The following is a 15292-nucleotide window of genomic DNA, read 5'->3' on the forward strand; positions in this document are numbered from 1 at the left end:
CGACGACCACCAAGCGACGTTCGTACGGCGCCTCGGGGCTGTCCCCGGGGCGCCGTCGTACGTACCTGCACTCCGGCTGCCGTGACCCGGCAACCGCTGCGGTGCGCGGCGCCTCACTTAATCAGTACCGGCGCGGCCACCCGGTCGACCCGCCGCAGTACCAGCCGGGCTAGTTCCGGCGCGCCGGCCAGCGGTGCCGCCGCACAGACCGCGCCGGCCTGCCGGGCCGACGCCATCGCCGTGTCGTAGAGCAGGCCCGGTGCCAAGAAGTACGCGGCCACCGCGACCCGCCGGGCACCCGCCGCACGCAGGGTCTCGACCGCCGCCCCGGCGGTCGGCGGTGCCGCCGACGCGAACCCTTCGACGCAGGGCACCCCGACCTCGGCACCGAACGCCGTCGCGGCCACCGCCACCGTCTCCCGGGCTGCAGCCGACCGGGTGCCAGCGGCAGCCAGCACCACGGCGTCCCAGCCGGAGCCGGCCTCGGCGAGTCGCCGCCGCAGCCCGGCCGTCAACAGCGGGTCCACCGCGCCGGAGCCGACCGACGGGCCGAGCACCTGCGTCGTCGTCACCGGCATCCGCAACCCGTCCCGGTACGCGGCCCGCACCACCTCGGGAATGTCCGTCCGGCCGTGGAACGCCTCGGTCAGCAGCAGCGGCACCACCGTCGCCTCCGGATAGCCGGCAGCCTGCAGGTCGGCCAGTACCGTCCCGGGGCGTGGTCCGGCGTGGTCCAGGTAGGAGGCCCGGACGTCGACCCCCGGCCGGGCTGCGGCTACTGCCCGAACCAGCGCCCGGGTCACCGTCGCGGCCCGCAGGTCCCGGCTGCCGTGCGCCACCAGCACGATCGGTCCGGTCATGAGTGCAGGCCGCACTCAGTCTTCTCGAACATCGCCCAGCGGCCGGCCCGTGGGTCCTCGCCGGCGGTGGTGCGCCGGGTGCACGGCCAGCAGCCGATCGAGGTATAGCCCTGCTTGAACAGCTCGTTGACCGGGATGTTCCACCGGGACACATAGGCGTCCACGTCCGCCTGGGTCCACGCCGCGATCGGATTCACCTTGACCCGGCCGCGTCGGGCGTCGAACCCGACCACCGGGGTGTTGGCCCTGGTCGGCGACTCGTCACGGCGCAGCCCGGCGGCCCAGGCGTCATAGTCGCCGAGCGCCCGCTCCAGCGGCTCGACCTTGCGCAGCGCGCAGCACTCGTCGGGCGCCCGGTTGAACAGCCGGGGACCGAACTCACCGTCCTGCTGGCCGACGGTCATCCGGGGCCGGATCGACCGCAAGTTCACCGGCATGGTCGCGGCCACCTGATCGCGGACCCGCAGCGTCTCCGGAAAGTGCAGACCGGTGTCGAGAAAGACCACGTCGACGCCGGGCGCCACCCGGGAGACCAGATGCGCCAGCACTCCGTCCGCCATCGAACTGGTCACGCAGAACCGGTCGCCGAAGGTTTGCACCGCCCACCGGGCGACCTCCTCGGCCGGCGCGCCCGCCAACTCCCGACCGGCGTGTTCGGCGAGAGCCCGCAGCTCGGCAGGGCTGCGCCGGGTCGGCGGCCGGTCGGCGGCCGGGCCGAGCCGGATCAGGTTCAGGTCGGCGGCGAGCACCGGGCTCATCGGGACACCTCCCTGCGGGCCAGCAGTCCGGTGAACCTGACGGTGAAGACGCGGGCGCAGTCGTGGCACTCCCAGGCGGTGTGCGCGTCGGCGTGCGGGCGGAGGTTCTCCTCTCCGCAGTAGGGGCAGTAGAGCGGTGCCGCGCGTGTCCCGGTGCTCACCACACCTCACCTCGCTCGTTCATCGCAACTCCTCCTCGTCGGCCCGGACGACCCACCTGGCGAACGTCTCGCCGTCGGTACGGCCGGCCAGGTAGCGGCGGACCACGCGTTCGACGTACTCGGGCAGCTCGTCGGCGGTGGTCTTGAGACCCCGCACCTTGCGCCCGAAGCCGGCGGTCTGCCCCTGGGCCATGCCCAGGCCACCGCCGAGATGGATCTGGTAACCCTCGACCTGCTGGCCGTCCGGCCCGACGACCAGCTGGCCCTTGAGCCCGATGTCGGCGACCTGGGTTCGGGCGCAGGCATTCGGGCAGCCGTTGATGTGAATCGATATGTCGGCGTCCTCGGCGAGGCCGGCCGAGGCCAGTCGCTGCTCCAGGTGAGCCACCAGCTCCTCGCCGCGCCGCTTGGTCTCGACGATGGCCAGCTTGCAGAATTCGATCCCGGTGCAGGCCATCGTGCCGCGCCGCCAGGTGGACGGCCTGGCCTCCAGGCCGATCGCGCGCATCCCGGTGACCAGCGACTCGACCCGGTCCGGCGCGACGTCGAGCACCAGCAGTTTCTGGTACGGGGTGAGCCGTACCCGGTCCGAGCCGTGCTCGGCGGCCAGGTCGGCCAAGGCGGCGAGTTGACTGCCGGAAACCCGCCCGACCACCGGAGCGACCCCGACGTAGCGGCGGCCGTCGGCCTGCGGGTGCACCCCGATGTGGTCGATCGGCTTGGCCGGCAGCTCCGGAGCCGGCCCGTCGAGCAGGGTGCGGCCCAGGTACTCCTTCTCCAGCACCTCGCGGAACTTCTCAGTGCCCCAGTCGGCGACCAGGAACTTCAGTCGGGCCCGGTGCCGCAGTCGACGGTAGCCGTAGTCGCGGAAGATGCCGACCACGCCGGCCCACACGTCCGGCACCTCGGCCAGCGGCACCCAGACGCCGAGCCGCTGGGCGATCATCGGGTTGGTGGACAGCCCACCACCGACCCACAGGTCGAACCCGGGGCCGTGGTCGGGGTGATCGACACCGACGAACGAGATGTCGTTGACCTCGTACGGCGTGTCGGCCAGCCAGGAAATCGACGACTTGAACTTGCGGGGCAGGTTGGAGAACTCCTTGCTGCCCACGTACCGGCGGACGATCTCGTCGATCGCCGGGGTGGGGTCGATCTTCTCGGCGGCGGCAACGCCGGCGACCGGGCTGCCGAGCACGACCCGGGGGCAGTCGCCGCACGCCTCGGTGGTTTCCAGCCCGACGTCATCAAGCGCCTTCCAGATCGCCGGCATGTCCTCAACCCGGATCCAGTGCAGCTGGATGTTCTGCCGGTCGGTGACGTCGGCGGTGTCTCGGGCGTACCGCTGCGAGATGTCGGCGATGGTACGCAGCTGAGCCAGGTTCAGCTGGCCACCGTCGATACGCACCCGGAGCATGAAGTACTCGTCCTCCAGCTCGTGCGGCTCCAGCACGGCGGTACGCCCGCCGTCGATGCCCGCCTTGCGCTGGGTGTACAGGCCCCACCAGCGAAACCGGCCGCGCAGGTCGGCCGGGTCGATCGAGGCGAACCCCCGGTGGGCGTAGATGGTCTCGATCCGGGCCCGGACATTGAGCGGATCGTCGTCCTTCTTGGACCGCTCGTTGGGGTTGAGCGGCTCGCGGTGCCCGAGCGCCCACTGTCCCTCGCCGCGCCGGCGGCCGGGTCGGGTCGGGGTGCTGCTGCGCGCCATCGCGGCGTCCTCCGTGTCTGCGGGTCGATCTCGGTGGGCGGCACGGGCGCCTGCGTCGTCGTCGACGAGTGGGCCAGGGAGGAGGCCGGCGCGGAATGCCGCCCGGAACACAAAAAGGTCGGGCGTGCCTCAGTCGGCCGGACAGATGGCGCTGCGGACGCGGCCGTAATCAACGTGGCGGCGGGCCACGAAGCGGCGCTCAACGGCAGCGGTCATAGCACGAATGTTGCCACATCCGTACCGGTCAGACCAGCGCACCGTAGCCAATGTCCCACATGACGGGCGGGCTGTGGGCCGGCTCACCTGCGGGCCGACGGGGTCCGGGGATCACCTGCGGGTCAGCGGGACCACCAGCACCGCCTCGGTGCCGCCGCCCGCGCGGTTGCGCAGCTCGATGGTGCCGCGCAGCTCGCCGGTGGCCAGGGCCCGCACGATCTGCAGGCCGAGCCGGCCGCCCACGGTCGCGTCAAACTCCGCCGGCAGACCCCGACCGTTATCGACGACCGTTACGTGCAGCTGCTTGCGGAACCGGTGCACCGTCACCATCACCTCGGCGGCCGACGGCGACCCTCCGCCGCCCTCGCCGGCCGGGGAAAAGCCGTGCTCGACCGCGTTGAGCAGCAGCTCGTTGAGCACCATCACCAGTGAGGTGGCGATCTCCGCCGGCAGTACGCCGAAGGTGCCCTCCCGGCGCATCACCACCTCGACCTCGGTGGCGGCGACCTCGGTGGCGGCGCTGGCGACCCGGTCCAGGATGCCGTCGAACTCAACCGCCTCGTCGCTGGACATGGCGAGGGTCTCGTGCACCAGGGCGATCGACGCGACCCGGCGTACCGACTCCTCCAGGGCCGCCCGCGCCGCCGGCTGCTCCACCCGACGGGCCTGCAGCCGCAGCAGCGCCGCCACCGTCTGCAGGTTGTTCTTCACCCGGTGGTGAATCTCCCGGATGGTGGCGTCCTTGGTGATCAGCGCCCGGTCCCGGCGGCGTACCTCGGTGATGTCGCGGACCAGCACCAGCGCACCGATCGGCACGCCGGCCGGCATCAACGGCAGCGCCCGGGTGAGCATGGTGGCGCCACGGGCCTCGATCTCCTTGCGGGCCGGCGCCTCGCCGCGCAGCGCGGCCAGCATCCGGTTGGCCGCGTCGGTGCCTTCCAGCGGGTCGTCGGCGAGCCGGTGGCACAGCGCGGCGAGGTCCTCACCCACCAGGTGGGCAGAGAAGCCGAAGCGGCGAAACGCCGACTGGGCGTTCGGGCTGGCGTATGTGGTCTTGCCGCTGGCGTCCAGCCGGATCAGCCCGTCGCCGACCCGGGGCGCCGAGGTGGTCTCGCCCGGGTGTCGAGCAGGTGGGAAGGTGCCGTCGGCGACCATCTGGGCGAGGTCGTCGGCGGTGGTCAGGTAGTTCAGTTCGAGCTGACTGGGGCTGCGGGCGGTGGACAGGTTGGTGTCCCGGCCGACCACCGCGATCACCCGCCCGGTCTCCCCGACGGCCGGGCGGATCCGGACCGGCATCGCCTCGTGCCGGGCCGGCGTGTTGCCGTACCAGACCGGGTCGCCCTCGCGCCAGATCCGACCCTGGTCGTAGGCGATGGTCAGGTGCGCCACCTCCGGGCCGTCCACCGTCCGCCCGACCTGGTCGTCCTGGTAGGCGGTCGGCGCCGTGGTGGGCCGCACCTGGGCCACGCACAGGAACGAGCTGTCGGCGTCGACCGGCACCCAGAGCAGCAGGTCAGCGAAGGACAGGTCGGAGAGTAGCTGCCACTCTCCGGCGAGCCGGTGCAGGTGGTCGATGTCGACCGGCCCCAGGGAGGTGTGCTCCTCGACAAGATCACGCAGGGTGGACACCCTCGTAGCCTGCCATGCGGCGGCGGCGCGGACACAGCCGTCACCGGGTGGAGGTGACCTTGGCCAGCCCACGGGGCGCGTCCGGGTCCTCGCCCCGGGCCAGCGCGAGAGTCAGGGCCAACTGCTGCGCGGGCAGGATGTCCAGCAGCGGCGCGTACCGCTCATCGACGTCGGGCACCCCGATCACCGCGGCCGGGCCGGTCGGGCCGCTCCCGATGGCGGCAGCCCCGGCCCCGATGGCGAGTACGTCGGCCCGCCGTTCGCCGAGTCGGCGCAGCACGTCGCGCATGGCGGTGCCGCCGGGCCCGGAGCCGACCACGGCGAGCACCGGTACGTCGGGGTCGGTCATCGCCAGCGGGCCGTGCAGCAGGTCGGCTCCGGAGAAGGCGAGCGCCGGCAGGTACGACGTCTCCATCAGTTTCAGGGCGGTCTCCCGCGCGGTCGGGTATCCGTACCCGCGCCCCGTGGTGACCAGCCGGGCGGCGAACCGGTAGCGCGGGGCCAGCTCGGCGGCAGTGGAATCGGTCAGCACCCGCTCGGCGAGCGCGGGCAGGGCGTCGAGGGCGGTCCGCTCGGCGGGCGGCAACGCCCCGTCACCGGCGCGGATCCCCTCGACCAGCATCAGCAGGGCGAGCAGCTCGGCGGTGTAGGTCTTGGTGGCGGCGACCGCCCGCTCGAAGCCGGCGGCGATGTCGACGGTGAGCTCGGCGGCGGCGGTCAGCGGCGATTCGGGGGTGTTGGTCACCGCCACGGTCAGCGCGCCCTGCTCCCGGGCCACCGCCAACACCTCGGCGAGGTCCGGTGAGCCGCCGCTCTGGCTGACCCCGACGACGAGCGCGTCCCGCAGGTCGGGGCGGGCACCGAAGAGGGTCACGGCGCTCGGTGAGGCCAGCCCGGCGGGCAGCCCGAGCCGGATCTCGCTCAGGTACGCGGCGTACAGCGCGGCGTGGTCGGAGGTGCCCCGGGCGGTGCACACCACGTGACGCGGGCGGCGGCCGGCGATCGCCGCCGCCACCTCGGCGATCGGGTTGGCGTACGCCGGCTGCAGCAGGCGGGCGTATCCGGTCGGCTGTTCGGCGATGTCGGCAGCCATCCCAATGCCAGGCCGGGCGGTACCTGTCCCGCCAGCCGTCCCAGGCTGGTCCGAAACTGGCTTCCGCTGCGTCACGACGCCTCCCTGTCTGCGCGGTCCAGCTCGAACGGTGATCATTCTTGCACTTTATAGCCGCTGCGGGCAACGAAGCGAGCAGCAATACGCAGGGGTGCGACGTTTGGCGCTTCGTGCCCTAGGCTGCCGGAGCCAGGGGGGACGATCAGCTACGAGGATCGGAAGAACGTGTCCGAGGGATTGCACGACCCGCGGCTGGCGGCCGAGGGCGAGCTGGCACTGGCCCGGATGGCACTCGACGAGGGTGACTACCGGCACGCCGCCGACCACGTCGCCGGTGCGATCACGCACGCGCCGACCATGCCCGAGGTGCATGAGATGCTCACCCGGCTGGCTGCGCGCACCGGCGGAGGTCTCGACCTGTTCCCACTGGACGAGCAGGTTTTCATCGGTGCCGTGGTGGCCCGGGCGCATCTGCTGGCCGCCGCCGGCCGGGCCGGCGAAGGGCTCGAGTTGCTGGCCGCCGCGACCGGGCACGCGCCGACCCTGGACTGGGCCGGGGTGCCCTGGGTTGGCGCCGAGGACCTGCCGGCCCGGCTCGACCCGGACCAGATCGCCATCGTGCTGATGCAGATCTGCGCCAGCGTGCCGGACCCGGTACCCGCCGCCGACCGGCCGCCCCTGCTGCCGTACCTGCGGCTCGCCGGGCACGCCACCGCCGCACACCCCGACCACGGCCTGCTGCTCGGCGCCAGTTCAGCGCTGGCCCGGCGGCTCGGGGAGATCGCCACCGCGCTCGACTGGGCGAGCCAGGGGGTCCGCGCCGAGCCGTCCAAGCTGGCCGAGGTGTGGCTCGGGTACGCGTACCGCAGCGCCGGGCGCACCGGTGCGGCGATCGCCGCCCTGCGCCGAGCGAGCGCCCACGACCCGGACGACCTGTCCATCTACGCCGACATCGCCGGCACCCTCGCCGACGCGGGACGCCTCGACGAGGCGATCGACTGGATCGAGCGGGCGCTGGCCCGCAACCCCACCTTCGACTGCGCGGTGCACACCGCGTACCGGCTGCGCTACCGCCGGGACGGCGACCTGCGCCATCTGATCGCCCTGGCGGACTTCCAGCGGGACCACCCGGACGACTCGCACGAACACCATGACCTGGCCGAGTGCTGTCACGACCGGCCCTGGCTGGCCCGGCTGCCGGCGGCCGGCGGACCGGTGGTCGCCACTCTCGAACGGGCACTCACCCGTGGGCTGGTGCCGACCCGGCTGTCGCTGCGCCAGCCGGAGCCGCCCAGCGCGATGCGGCTGCTCGGAACGGCCCTGCCCGGGCTACCGGTCACCGTGCAGCGGACCCCGACACCGGATCCCCGTCAGCCACGCCGCACCTCGGTACGGCAGCTCTGGCGCTACGCCGGCTGGCAGGCCGACCCGGCGCTGGACCACCCGTCGCCGCAGGCGTGCGAGCGCATCCGGCAGATCGCCCAGCCGGTCTGGCACCACCCACCGGCCGCGTACGACAGCGCGGTGATCCTGGCCACCCTCGACGCCGACGACCTGCTCGGCCTGCTGGTACACCCACCGCCGCCGGCGGATCCGGCCGGCACCGACCCGGCCGGCTGGCTGCGGTGCGTGCAGGTGTGGGCCTGCCTGGGCATGCTGCACCACCGCACCGACGAACCCTGGCCCGGCTCGACCCGGCGCCGGGTGCTCGTCGACGTGGCCTGGGGCGTCGAGGACTGGGCCGCCGAGGCCGCACTGTTCGCCCTGGTCACCGCCGCCTGGGTGGATCCGGAGGTACGCCCGGACGTGGCCCGGGTGGTGGCGGAGCGGCTCGCCGACGCGGTGGAGGTCGCCGGGCACCGTACCGTGCCGATCCTGTGGTCGTTGGCCCAGCTGGCCTTGGCGACCCCGGAGCTGGACCCGGACACCGCCAGCACAGCACGCCGGATCGCCGGCCGGTCGGCGCGAATCCCACGCCAGCGCCGGCCCGGTCTGATCCGTCGGTTGCTGGGCCGAGCCTGATCCCCGTCCGGCCGCACGCGATCTCCCGTCCGACCGGTCCGCAAGAAGTCGACCGGTCCGCAAGAAGTCGACCGGTCCGCGAGAAACCTATTCGATGACCGCGATCAGGTCGCCTTCCTGGACCACGTCGCCCTCGTCGACGGCGAGTTTCTGCACCACCCCGTCGGACTCGGCGACCACCGGGATCTCCATCTTCATCGACTCCAGGATCACCAGGGTGTCGCCGTCGGAAACGGTGTCACCGGCGGCGACCACCACCTTCCAGACGTTGGCTACCATCTCGGCCCGGATCTCTTCGGCCATCGGCCGACCCTCCTCCGTACGCCCGGCTCGCCGGCCGGTCCATCCCTCGCGCCGGCCCACCGGCCGGCCCGTCCCGTAACCACCGGCCCGTCCCGATGTGCCGGTTGCGACATGCGAAAGGTATCCAATGACGTGCCCGTCGCGCATGCCGCTCACCGGACCGGCCTAGCATCAACGGGTCAGCTCCCGGTCTACGGGAGACACCGTCCGACGGGAGGACCGATGGCCAAGAAGGCTCGTAAGAAGAAGGCACGTAAGAAGAGCGCCGCCAACCACGGCAAGCGCCCCAACTCCTGATGCCGGTGGGTCGCCGGTCGGGCCACCCGACCGGCGGCCCGCAGCAGGGTCAGTCCGGCAGGTACTCCCGCGAGTCCGTGTCGAACACGAACTCGCTGAGCTTGGCGCGCAGCCGGTCCCGCAACTCGGCCGGCGCCGTCTCGTTGCCACAGCAACGCGCGACGAGTGCCTTGACCTCCTGCTCGATGCCGTACTCCCGCAGGCACGGGGAGCACTCGTCGAGGTGGTGCCGGATGAGTTCCCGCCGCTCCTCGGCACACTCCAGGTCCAGGTACAGGTAGACCTCGGCGAGCACCTGACGGCAGTCCTGGTCGAACGAGTCACCGCCTTGCACGATCGTCACACCTCCTGGCCGGCCGCGGCGGGCTTGGTCGAATGGACCCGGTTGAGGCCTCGGTCGGAGGCGTAGCGCTCCAGCATCCCGCGCAGATTCCGCCGCCCGCGGTGCAACCGGGACATGACCGTCCCGATCGGAGTCCCCATGATGTCGGCGATCTCCTTGTAGGAGAAGCCCTCGACGTCGGCAAGGTAGACGGCGAGCCGAAAATCCTCCGGCAGTTGCTGCAGGGCCTGCTTGATATCGCTGTCCGGCAGCCGCTCCAGCGCCTCGGTCTCGGCGGACTTCAGTCCGCTGGAGGTGTGCGACTCGGCGGCGGCGAGCTGCCAGTCGGTGATCTCCTCGGTCGGCGCCTGCACCGGCTGGCGCTGCCGCCGACGGTAGGAGTTGATGTAGGTGTTCGTCAGGATGCGGTAGAGCCAGGCCTTGAGGTTGGTGCCGTCCTCGAACTGGTGGAAGGCGGAGAACGCCTTGAGGTACGTCTCCTGCACCAGGTCCTCGGCGTCGGCCGGGTTACGGGTCATCCGCAGCCCGGCCGCGTACAACTGATCGACGAAGGGTAATGCGTCACGCTCGAACCGCGCGCGCCGCTCGTCTGTCCGCTCTGATCGGGTCAACCGCTCGTCCCCCCTCGACTGTCCCGCCGAGGATACGCGCAAAGGCTGACCGGCCGTCGCGGTTCGGCCAGGTGTGCCCGTACTCACCGGTCGTGTGGCAGGCTGACCTGTCCGGCGCAAGGTCGACTCACCGACCCGCCGGGTGGCTGACGCCGGCCGGACCGGTCCATGGGGTCGGAACGGCCCCGGCGCGGCGAGCCCTTCCAGGGGCCGCAACTCGGGTGACCATTCGAAGGCGTCCCGCAGCCGACGGCCCCCGTCGTGCTGGCCCGCGGGCTGCGTCGCGCCGCGTATGTGGATGCGCACCGGTTCCACCCCTTCGTCGAGACTGAGCTCCCGGGGTAGTAACGCGGGCCGGGTGGTAACGCATTCCAACCCGTCCCGGCCCCGGAACCCGGTGACGGGCTCCGGAACCGGGAAGGGCCTGGGAGTTCCCGCGGCGGTGTCGCCACCGCGGCGCTCCGGACGCCGGCTCGGCGTCGCGGACATCCGATGCAACGACGGCTACCGGGCACCGGACACGGCCCGGGGCGTGCGGTCACCGGCCTGCCCAGCCGTGCCGGACCAGCCAGTCGACCACCACGTCGGCCGTGCCGGCCGGGTCGACCCGCAGATCGTGCCGTTCACCCGGCCTGATCACCACGTCGCGGCCGGCCGCCGGGGGCGGCACCCCGAACGGGTCGCGATCGCCGTTCACCACCAGCGTCGGCCGGCCGGTGTCGAGCTCGTCCGCCCGGGTCCGCTCCGGCCGCCCGGGCGGGTGCAGCGGGAAGGCGAGGGCAACGACCGCGTCGGCGTGCACCGCCGCAGCCGTACGGCAGGCCACCCGCGCGCCGCTGGACCGTCCGCCGACGATCAGCGGTGGCGCGGGGGTGAATCCGGCGACCGTCTCGGTGACCACGGCATGCCAGGCCTCGTCCAGGTGGTGTGCCGGCGCGGGAGCCCGCCGACCGGCGACCCGGTACGGCTGGGTGACCAGGGCCACCGCCACCGCTGCCCGGGACGCCGCCGAGCGCAGCGCCGACAGGTCGGCGGCGGTCACGTCACCGCCGGCACCGTGCCCGAGCACCAGCAGACCGGCCGGGGGCACCGGCGGCACCGTCAGGTCGACCCAGGCGGTGCCGCGCGGCGTCGGCACCGACCGCCGGTCAGCGCTCGGGTCCACGGGTGCGCCCGGGTCGGCCGGCTCGCCCCGGCCCACCGGTTCACCCGGGTCCATCGCCTTCGGCTGGTCCGGGTCGCTTCGCTTCACCGGACCATTGTGCCGTGGTCGCCGGGCGTACCCGCCTGGCAACGCCCCGATCAGCTCAGCGGCACCAGGGTGAGTAACCGGTCGCGGACCGGCGGGCCGGCTTCGTCGACCGGACCGGGATCCGGACCATCGCCGGAGCCCCGCCAGGCCACCTGCATGGCTCGGCGTTCCCGCGGGGTCGTCGCCCCCCAGACGCCGTGGCTGTCCCCGGCGTCGAGTGCCCAGGCCAGGCACGGCCCCTGGACCGGACAGGTACGGCAGAGCGCGACTGCGGCATCGGCCGGTTCGCTCGGCGCGGGGAAGAACGTCTCCGGGTCGACGCTCTGACAGACCCCGCGAGTCCGCCAGGCTTCGTCGAGGCGGCGTTCCGCCATCGCTGTGAGCAGCCTGGGGTCGCGCCGCGCGGCTGCGACCTCATGTGGACGGGGCATTCGCGCCCGGGTCATTACCCACCTCCCCCGTGGGATCTAAGACAATGATCAACGTCGTTGGTTTGCGGCGAATCGGAATCCACTGTCGGCGCTGGTTTCTATCGCACTTCGGCAGGCATAGACAAGGGCCTGCATCGATTCTGGGGAAAATACGTCCCGGCGATTCGGTCCCAACACTGGCAAACCCCCGCCCGCGCGGTCGGCTGATCACCGGAAGTAGGACCCCGGCGTCACCGCCGAGCCTGGGAGCGGTACCATCCGCAGGCTCAGAAGAGCTCCGGATGCGGCGCCGGACCGGCCGGCCCCGACCCGCTCCCCGGAGCTACCCGTCGCACCAGTTCAGCGCCGTTGTTACGGACGTTGCCCACCGTCGTACCCACCGGCCGAATCTCGATGCAGTCCAGGTAATTGTCATTCGGCGCAGCCAGCAGGGCGGTGCCGTCCACTTCCGGGTCGAGCCATTCGGCCCAGCGGTCCTCCGGCAGCAACAGCGGCATTCGATCATGAACCTCGGCGAGCGGCCCGACCGCCGCGGTGGTAATCACACTGCTCGTGATCATTGGGTCCGGCCGGCCCCAAACCGACCAGAGACCGGCGAACGCCAGTACCCGGCCGTCGACCGGGGTCATGAAGTACGGCTGCCCGCCACCGCGCCGGACACCGGCCGGGCGTACCCACTCGTACCAGCCGTCGGCCGGCACCAGACAGCGACGACGGGCGAACGACGGCGCGAACGCCCTACTGGACGCGACCGTCTCCGACCGCGCGTTGATCATGCGGGTGCCGATCCGAGGGTCGGCCGCCCACGGCGGCACCAGGCCCCACCGGGCCACGCTCACCACCCGTCGGGCAACCGCCGGCTCGGCTACCGGCTGCGGCTGGTCGGTCCGGTCACCTCGGGACAGCCGCACGATGGGCACCGGATCGGTGGGTGCCGCGTTGTAGTCGGCCGCCAGCGAGCCGCCCGTGTCGTCCAGCGCCTCGAACAACGCGGAGAGATCCGCCGCGCTGCGCGTGGTCGCGTACCGCCCGCACATGGTGCCCAGGCTAGTTGGTCGGCCCGGCGTGGTTGGCACACTGTACGGGTGCCTGAACTCAGCAGTGTCCCGCCGCACCAGCCATGGACCGCACCCCGCGCCGCCGGGCCGATCCGGTCCACCCTCCGACTGCCCGGCTCGAAGTCGATGACCGCCCGCGCCCTGGTGCTGAGTGCGCTCGGCACCGCCCCCGGCAGCGTCGTCCGCCCGCTCCGGGCTCGGGACACCACGCTGATGGCCGCCGGCCTGGCCGCGATGGGCACCGGGATCGAGACCGGCTCCGCGCAGCGCTGGCCGGTCGTCCCGGCCGCACTGCACGGCCCGACACACGTCGACGTCGGCCTCGCCGGCACCATCATGCGGTTCCTGCCGGCGGTGGCCGGGCTGGCCGACGGTCCGGTCACCTTCGACGGCGACCCGCAAGCCCGGGCTCGCCCGCTCGGCCCGCTGCTCGACGGCCTGCGCCACCTCGGGTTGCGCATCGACGCCGCGCCGACCGGCGGGTTGCCGATCACCGTGCACGGCACCGGACAGGTCACCGGCGGTGCGGTCGAGGTCGACGCCTCGAAGTCCAGCCAGTTCGTCTCCGGGCTGCTGCTGGCCGCGCCCCGGTTCACCGGCGGGGTGCTGGTCCGACACACCGGGGCGGTGCTGCCGTCCGCCCCGCACATCGCGATGACCGTCGAGATGCTGCGCGCCGCCGGCGCGGTGGTGGACGACTCGGTGCCACAGACCTGGCGGGTCGAGCCGGGCGAACTGCGCGGGCGGGACTGGCCGATCGAGCCCGACCTGTCCGGCGCGCTGCCCTTCTTCGCCGCCGCGCTGGTCACCGGCGGCACGGTCACGCTGGCCGACTGGCCGGCGCAGAGCGCCCAGCCGGTAGGCCTGCTGATCGAGCTGATCGAGCAGCTCGGCGGCTCGGTCACGGTCGACGGCAACGGGCTGACCGTCCGGGGCACCGGCACGGTGCGCGGCGTCACCGTCGACCTGCGCCAGGTCAGCGAGTTCACTCCGGTGCTCGCCGCGCTCGCCGCGCTCGCCGACGCGCCGTCACGGCTGACCGGCGTCGCCCACATCCGTGGACACGAGACCGACCGGCTGGCGGCGCTCGCCGCCGAGCTGACCGGGCTCGGCGCCGCGGTGACCGAGCTGCCCGACGGGCTGGAGATCGCCCCCAAACCGCTGCACGGCGCAGTGTTCCGCACCTACGACGACCACCGGATGGCGCACGCCGCCGCTGTGCTCGGCCTGGCGGTGCCGGGCGTCGAGTTGACCGACGTCGGGTGCACGGCCAAGACGCTGCCGGAATTTCCGGCACTATGGTCGGCGGTGGCGGCAGGAGACTGACCGCGACGGGAGAGGAGCAGATCCTGGCCGGCAGGCGCAGGGAGTACGACGAGGACGACGTGCGGGTACGACCGCGCCGGTCGTCCCGGCCGCGTACCCGCACCAGGCCGGCGCACGACGACGCGGTCGACGGTTTCGTGGTCACGGTCGACCGGGGCCGCTACGGCTGCGTACTCACCGGCCCGCAGGCTCCGCAGCCGGTCGCCGACCCGCCTCCGGTGGTGACCGCGATGCGGGCCCGGGAGCTCGGTCGGCGCGCGGTGGTGATCGGCGACCGAGTCGCGTTGGTAGGCGACGTCTCGGGTGACGCCGGCAGTCTCGCCCGGATCGTCCGGATCGACGAACGGGCCTCGGTGCTGCGCCGTACCGCCGACGACGACGAAACCACCCCGGAGGGCCGGCTGGAGCGGGTGGTCGTCGCCAACGCCGACCAACTGGTGATCGTCAGCGCGTTGGCCGACCCGCCGCCCCGGACCGGATTCATCGACCGTTGCCTGGTCGCCGCGTACGACGCCGGGATCGACCCGCTGCTCTGCCTGACCAAGGCCGACCTGGCCGACCCGGCGCCGGTCGTCGACTACTACCGGGACCTCGACCTGGAGTACGTGCTGTGCCGACCCGGCAGTGACCTGGCCGACCTGCGGCACCGCCTGGCCGGTCGACTGTCGGTGCTGGTCGGGCACTCCGGGGTAGGCAAGAGCACGCTGGTCAACCGGCTCGTGCCGGAGGCGTTACGAGCGGTCGGCACGGTCAGCGCGATCGGCCGGGGACGGCACACCTCGTCCAGCGCGGTAGCCCTGCGGCTGCCGTACTCCGGCGCGTCGCCTGACGAGGCCGACACGTCGGCCGACGACGGTGCCGGTGCGGGGAGTCGGGCCGACGCGCGGGTCGTTCCGGCCGGCGACCCCGGATGGATCGTCGACACGCCCGGCGTACGCAGTTTCGGGCTGGCCCACGTGTCGGCCGAGAGCCTGCTGCACGGCTTCGCCGATCTGGTCGAGGGGAGCCTCGACTGCCCGCCGAACTGCGAGCACACCGGCGACGCCGGCCAGTGCCGGCTGGCCGGCTGGGTGGCGGCCGGCAACGCCGATCCGCGCCGGCTGGCGTCGTACCGGCGGCTGTTGGACTCGCGGTCCGGGGATACCGAGACCGGCCGTAGCGCGACCCGCGGGTGAGCGGGCCGGACCTTACGCGGTGGGACAT

Annotated in this window: 15 protein-coding genes and 1 pseudogene; 4 read left to right on the forward strand and 12 right to left on the reverse strand. The window is 72.8% G+C overall.

Going from position 1 to position 15292, the window contains the following annotated elements:
• Positions 1-113: 113 nt before the first annotated feature.
• From ACFHWS_RS03265 to ACFHWS_RS03290, 6 genes are all read right to left on the reverse strand, one after another.
• Entirely contained in the window at positions 114-875 is a 762-nt protein-coding gene (locus tag ACFHWS_RS03265) for a sirohydrochlorin chelatase (protein ID WP_416552316.1), read from the reverse strand.
• Positions 857-1618 carry a phosphoadenylyl-sulfate reductase gene (locus tag ACFHWS_RS03270; RefSeq protein ID WP_416552315.1) on the reverse strand — a complete coding sequence of 254 codons (762 nt, stop codon included), beginning with the start codon at positions 1616-1618 and terminating at the stop codon, positions 857-859. Before ACFHWS_RS03270 ends, ACFHWS_RS03265 begins: the two co-directional genes overlap by 19 nt.
• Positions 1615-1779, reverse strand: a complete 165-nt coding sequence (locus ACFHWS_RS03275) for a hypothetical protein (RefSeq protein ID WP_416552314.1) — start codon at positions 1777-1779, stop codon at positions 1615-1617. Before ACFHWS_RS03275 ends, ACFHWS_RS03270 begins: the two co-directional genes overlap by 4 nt.
• 19 nt (positions 1780-1798) lie before the next feature.
• Positions 1799-3490, reverse strand: a complete 1692-nt coding sequence (locus ACFHWS_RS03280) for a nitrite/sulfite reductase (RefSeq protein ID WP_416552313.1) — start codon at positions 3488-3490, stop codon at positions 1799-1801.
• A gap of 327 nt (positions 3491-3817) precedes the next feature.
• The gene (locus tag ACFHWS_RS03285) at positions 3818-5335 is read right to left on the reverse strand and encodes a sensor histidine kinase (RefSeq protein WP_416567590.1); all 1518 of its coding nucleotides are present in this window, start codon (positions 5333-5335) and stop codon (positions 3818-3820) included.
• A gap of 40 nt (positions 5336-5375) precedes the next feature.
• Entirely contained in the window at positions 5376-6428 is a 1053-nt protein-coding gene (locus ACFHWS_RS03290) for an SIS domain-containing protein (RefSeq protein WP_416552311.1), read from the reverse strand.
• A 303-nt stretch (positions 6429-6731) separates the two neighbouring features.
• Between ACFHWS_RS03290 and ACFHWS_RS03295 the strand changes: the two genes are divergently transcribed.
• Complete coding sequence (locus ACFHWS_RS03295) at positions 6732-8468, forward strand: tetratricopeptide repeat protein (protein WP_416552375.1); 1737 nt, start codon at positions 6732-6734, stop codon at positions 8466-8468.
• 87 nt (positions 8469-8555) lie between these two features.
• On the opposite strand, the gene ACFHWS_RS03300 is transcribed toward ACFHWS_RS03295, so the two are convergent.
• On the reverse strand, positions 8556-8771 hold the full coding sequence (locus ACFHWS_RS03300) for a biotin/lipoyl-binding carrier protein (RefSeq protein WP_416552310.1): 216 nt from the start codon (positions 8769-8771) through the stop codon (positions 8556-8558).
• A 222-nt stretch (positions 8772-8993) separates the two neighbouring features.
• Between ACFHWS_RS03300 and ACFHWS_RS03305 the strand changes: the two genes are divergently transcribed.
• Entirely contained in the window at positions 8994-9068 is a 75-nt protein-coding gene (locus tag ACFHWS_RS03305; RefSeq protein WP_370461611.1) for a 50S ribosomal protein bL37, read from the forward strand.
• A gap of 49 nt (positions 9069-9117) precedes the next feature.
• Here the strand turns inward: ACFHWS_RS03305 and rsrA are convergent, their stop codons facing one another.
• The 5 genes and pseudogenes from rsrA to ACFHWS_RS03330 all read right to left on the reverse strand — a co-directional run bounded on the left by rsrA (position 9118) and on the right by ACFHWS_RS03330 (position 12742).
• Complete coding sequence (gene rsrA, locus ACFHWS_RS03310; RefSeq protein WP_278174373.1) at positions 9118-9402, reverse strand: mycothiol system anti-sigma-R factor; 285 nt, start codon at positions 9400-9402, stop codon at positions 9118-9120.
• A 5-nt stretch (positions 9403-9407) separates the two neighbouring features.
• Positions 9408-10109 (reverse strand): annotated as a pseudogene (locus tag ACFHWS_RS03315) (sigma-70 family RNA polymerase sigma factor); the annotation flags it as partial.
• Positions 10110-10560: 451 nt separating this feature from the next.
• On the reverse strand, positions 10561-11274 hold the full coding sequence (locus ACFHWS_RS03320) for an alpha/beta family hydrolase (protein ID WP_416552309.1): 714 nt from the start codon (positions 11272-11274) through the stop codon (positions 10561-10563).
• 50 nt (positions 11275-11324) lie between these two features.
• Entirely contained in the window at positions 11325-11720 is a 396-nt protein-coding gene (locus tag ACFHWS_RS03325; protein WP_416552308.1) for a WhiB family transcriptional regulator, read from the reverse strand.
• A gap of 251 nt (positions 11721-11971) precedes the next feature.
• Positions 11972-12742 carry an SOS response-associated peptidase gene (locus ACFHWS_RS03330; RefSeq protein WP_416552307.1) on the reverse strand — a complete coding sequence of 257 codons (771 nt, stop codon included), beginning with the start codon at positions 12740-12742 and terminating at the stop codon, positions 11972-11974.
• Between the two features lie 48 nt (positions 12743-12790).
• On the opposite strand from ACFHWS_RS03330, the gene aroA reads away from it, so the two are divergent.
• Complete coding sequence (aroA, locus tag ACFHWS_RS03335; protein ID WP_416552306.1) at positions 12791-14089, forward strand: 3-phosphoshikimate 1-carboxyvinyltransferase; 1299 nt, start codon at positions 12791-12793, stop codon at positions 14087-14089.
• The gene (locus tag ACFHWS_RS03340) at positions 14062-15264 is read left to right on the forward strand and encodes a ribosome small subunit-dependent GTPase A (RefSeq protein WP_416567591.1); all 1203 of its coding nucleotides are present in this window, start codon (positions 14062-14064) and stop codon (positions 15262-15264) included. The genes aroA and ACFHWS_RS03340 overlap by 28 nt, the downstream gene beginning before the upstream one ends.
• Positions 15265-15292: the final 28 nt, after the last annotated feature.

Source organism: Micromonospora sp. LOL_013 (assembly GCF_048060315.1).
Lineage (GTDB): Bacteria > Actinomycetota > Actinomycetes > Mycobacteriales > Micromonosporaceae > Micromonospora_E.

What these genes read in the sequence shown, in the direction of transcription:
- ACFHWS_RS03270 (WP_416552315.1), bottom strand. Translation starts at nt 1,618, where the DNA reads ATGAGCCCGGTGCTCGCCGCCGACCTGAACCTGATCCGGCTCGGCCCG.
- ACFHWS_RS03280 (WP_416552313.1), bottom strand. Translation starts at nt 3,490, where the DNA reads ATGGCGCGCAGCAGCACCCCGACCCGACCCGGCCGCCGGCGCGGCGAG.
- ACFHWS_RS03290 (WP_416552311.1), bottom strand. Translation starts at nt 6,428, where the DNA reads ATGGCTGCCGACATCGCCGAACAGCCGACCGGATACGCCCGCCTGCTG.
- ACFHWS_RS03295 (WP_416552375.1), top strand. Translation starts at nt 6,732, where the DNA reads ATGGCACTCGACGAGGGTGACTACCGGCACGCCGCCGACCACGTCGCC.
- ACFHWS_RS03300 (WP_416552310.1), bottom strand. Translation starts at nt 8,771, where the DNA reads ATGGCCGAAGAGATCCGGGCCGAGATGGTAGCCAACGTCTGGAAGGTG.
- ACFHWS_RS03325 (WP_416552308.1), bottom strand. Translation starts at nt 11,720, where the DNA reads ATGACCCGGGCGCGAATGCCCCGTCCACATGAGGTCGCAGCCGCGCGG.
- ACFHWS_RS03330 (WP_416552307.1), bottom strand. Translation starts at nt 12,742, where the DNA reads ATGTGCGGGCGGTACGCGACCACGCGCAGCGCGGCGGATCTCTCCGCG.
- ACFHWS_RS03340 (WP_416567591.1), top strand. Translation starts at nt 14,062, where the DNA reads ATGGTCGGCGGTGGCGGCAGGAGACTGACCGCGACGGGAGAGGAGCAG.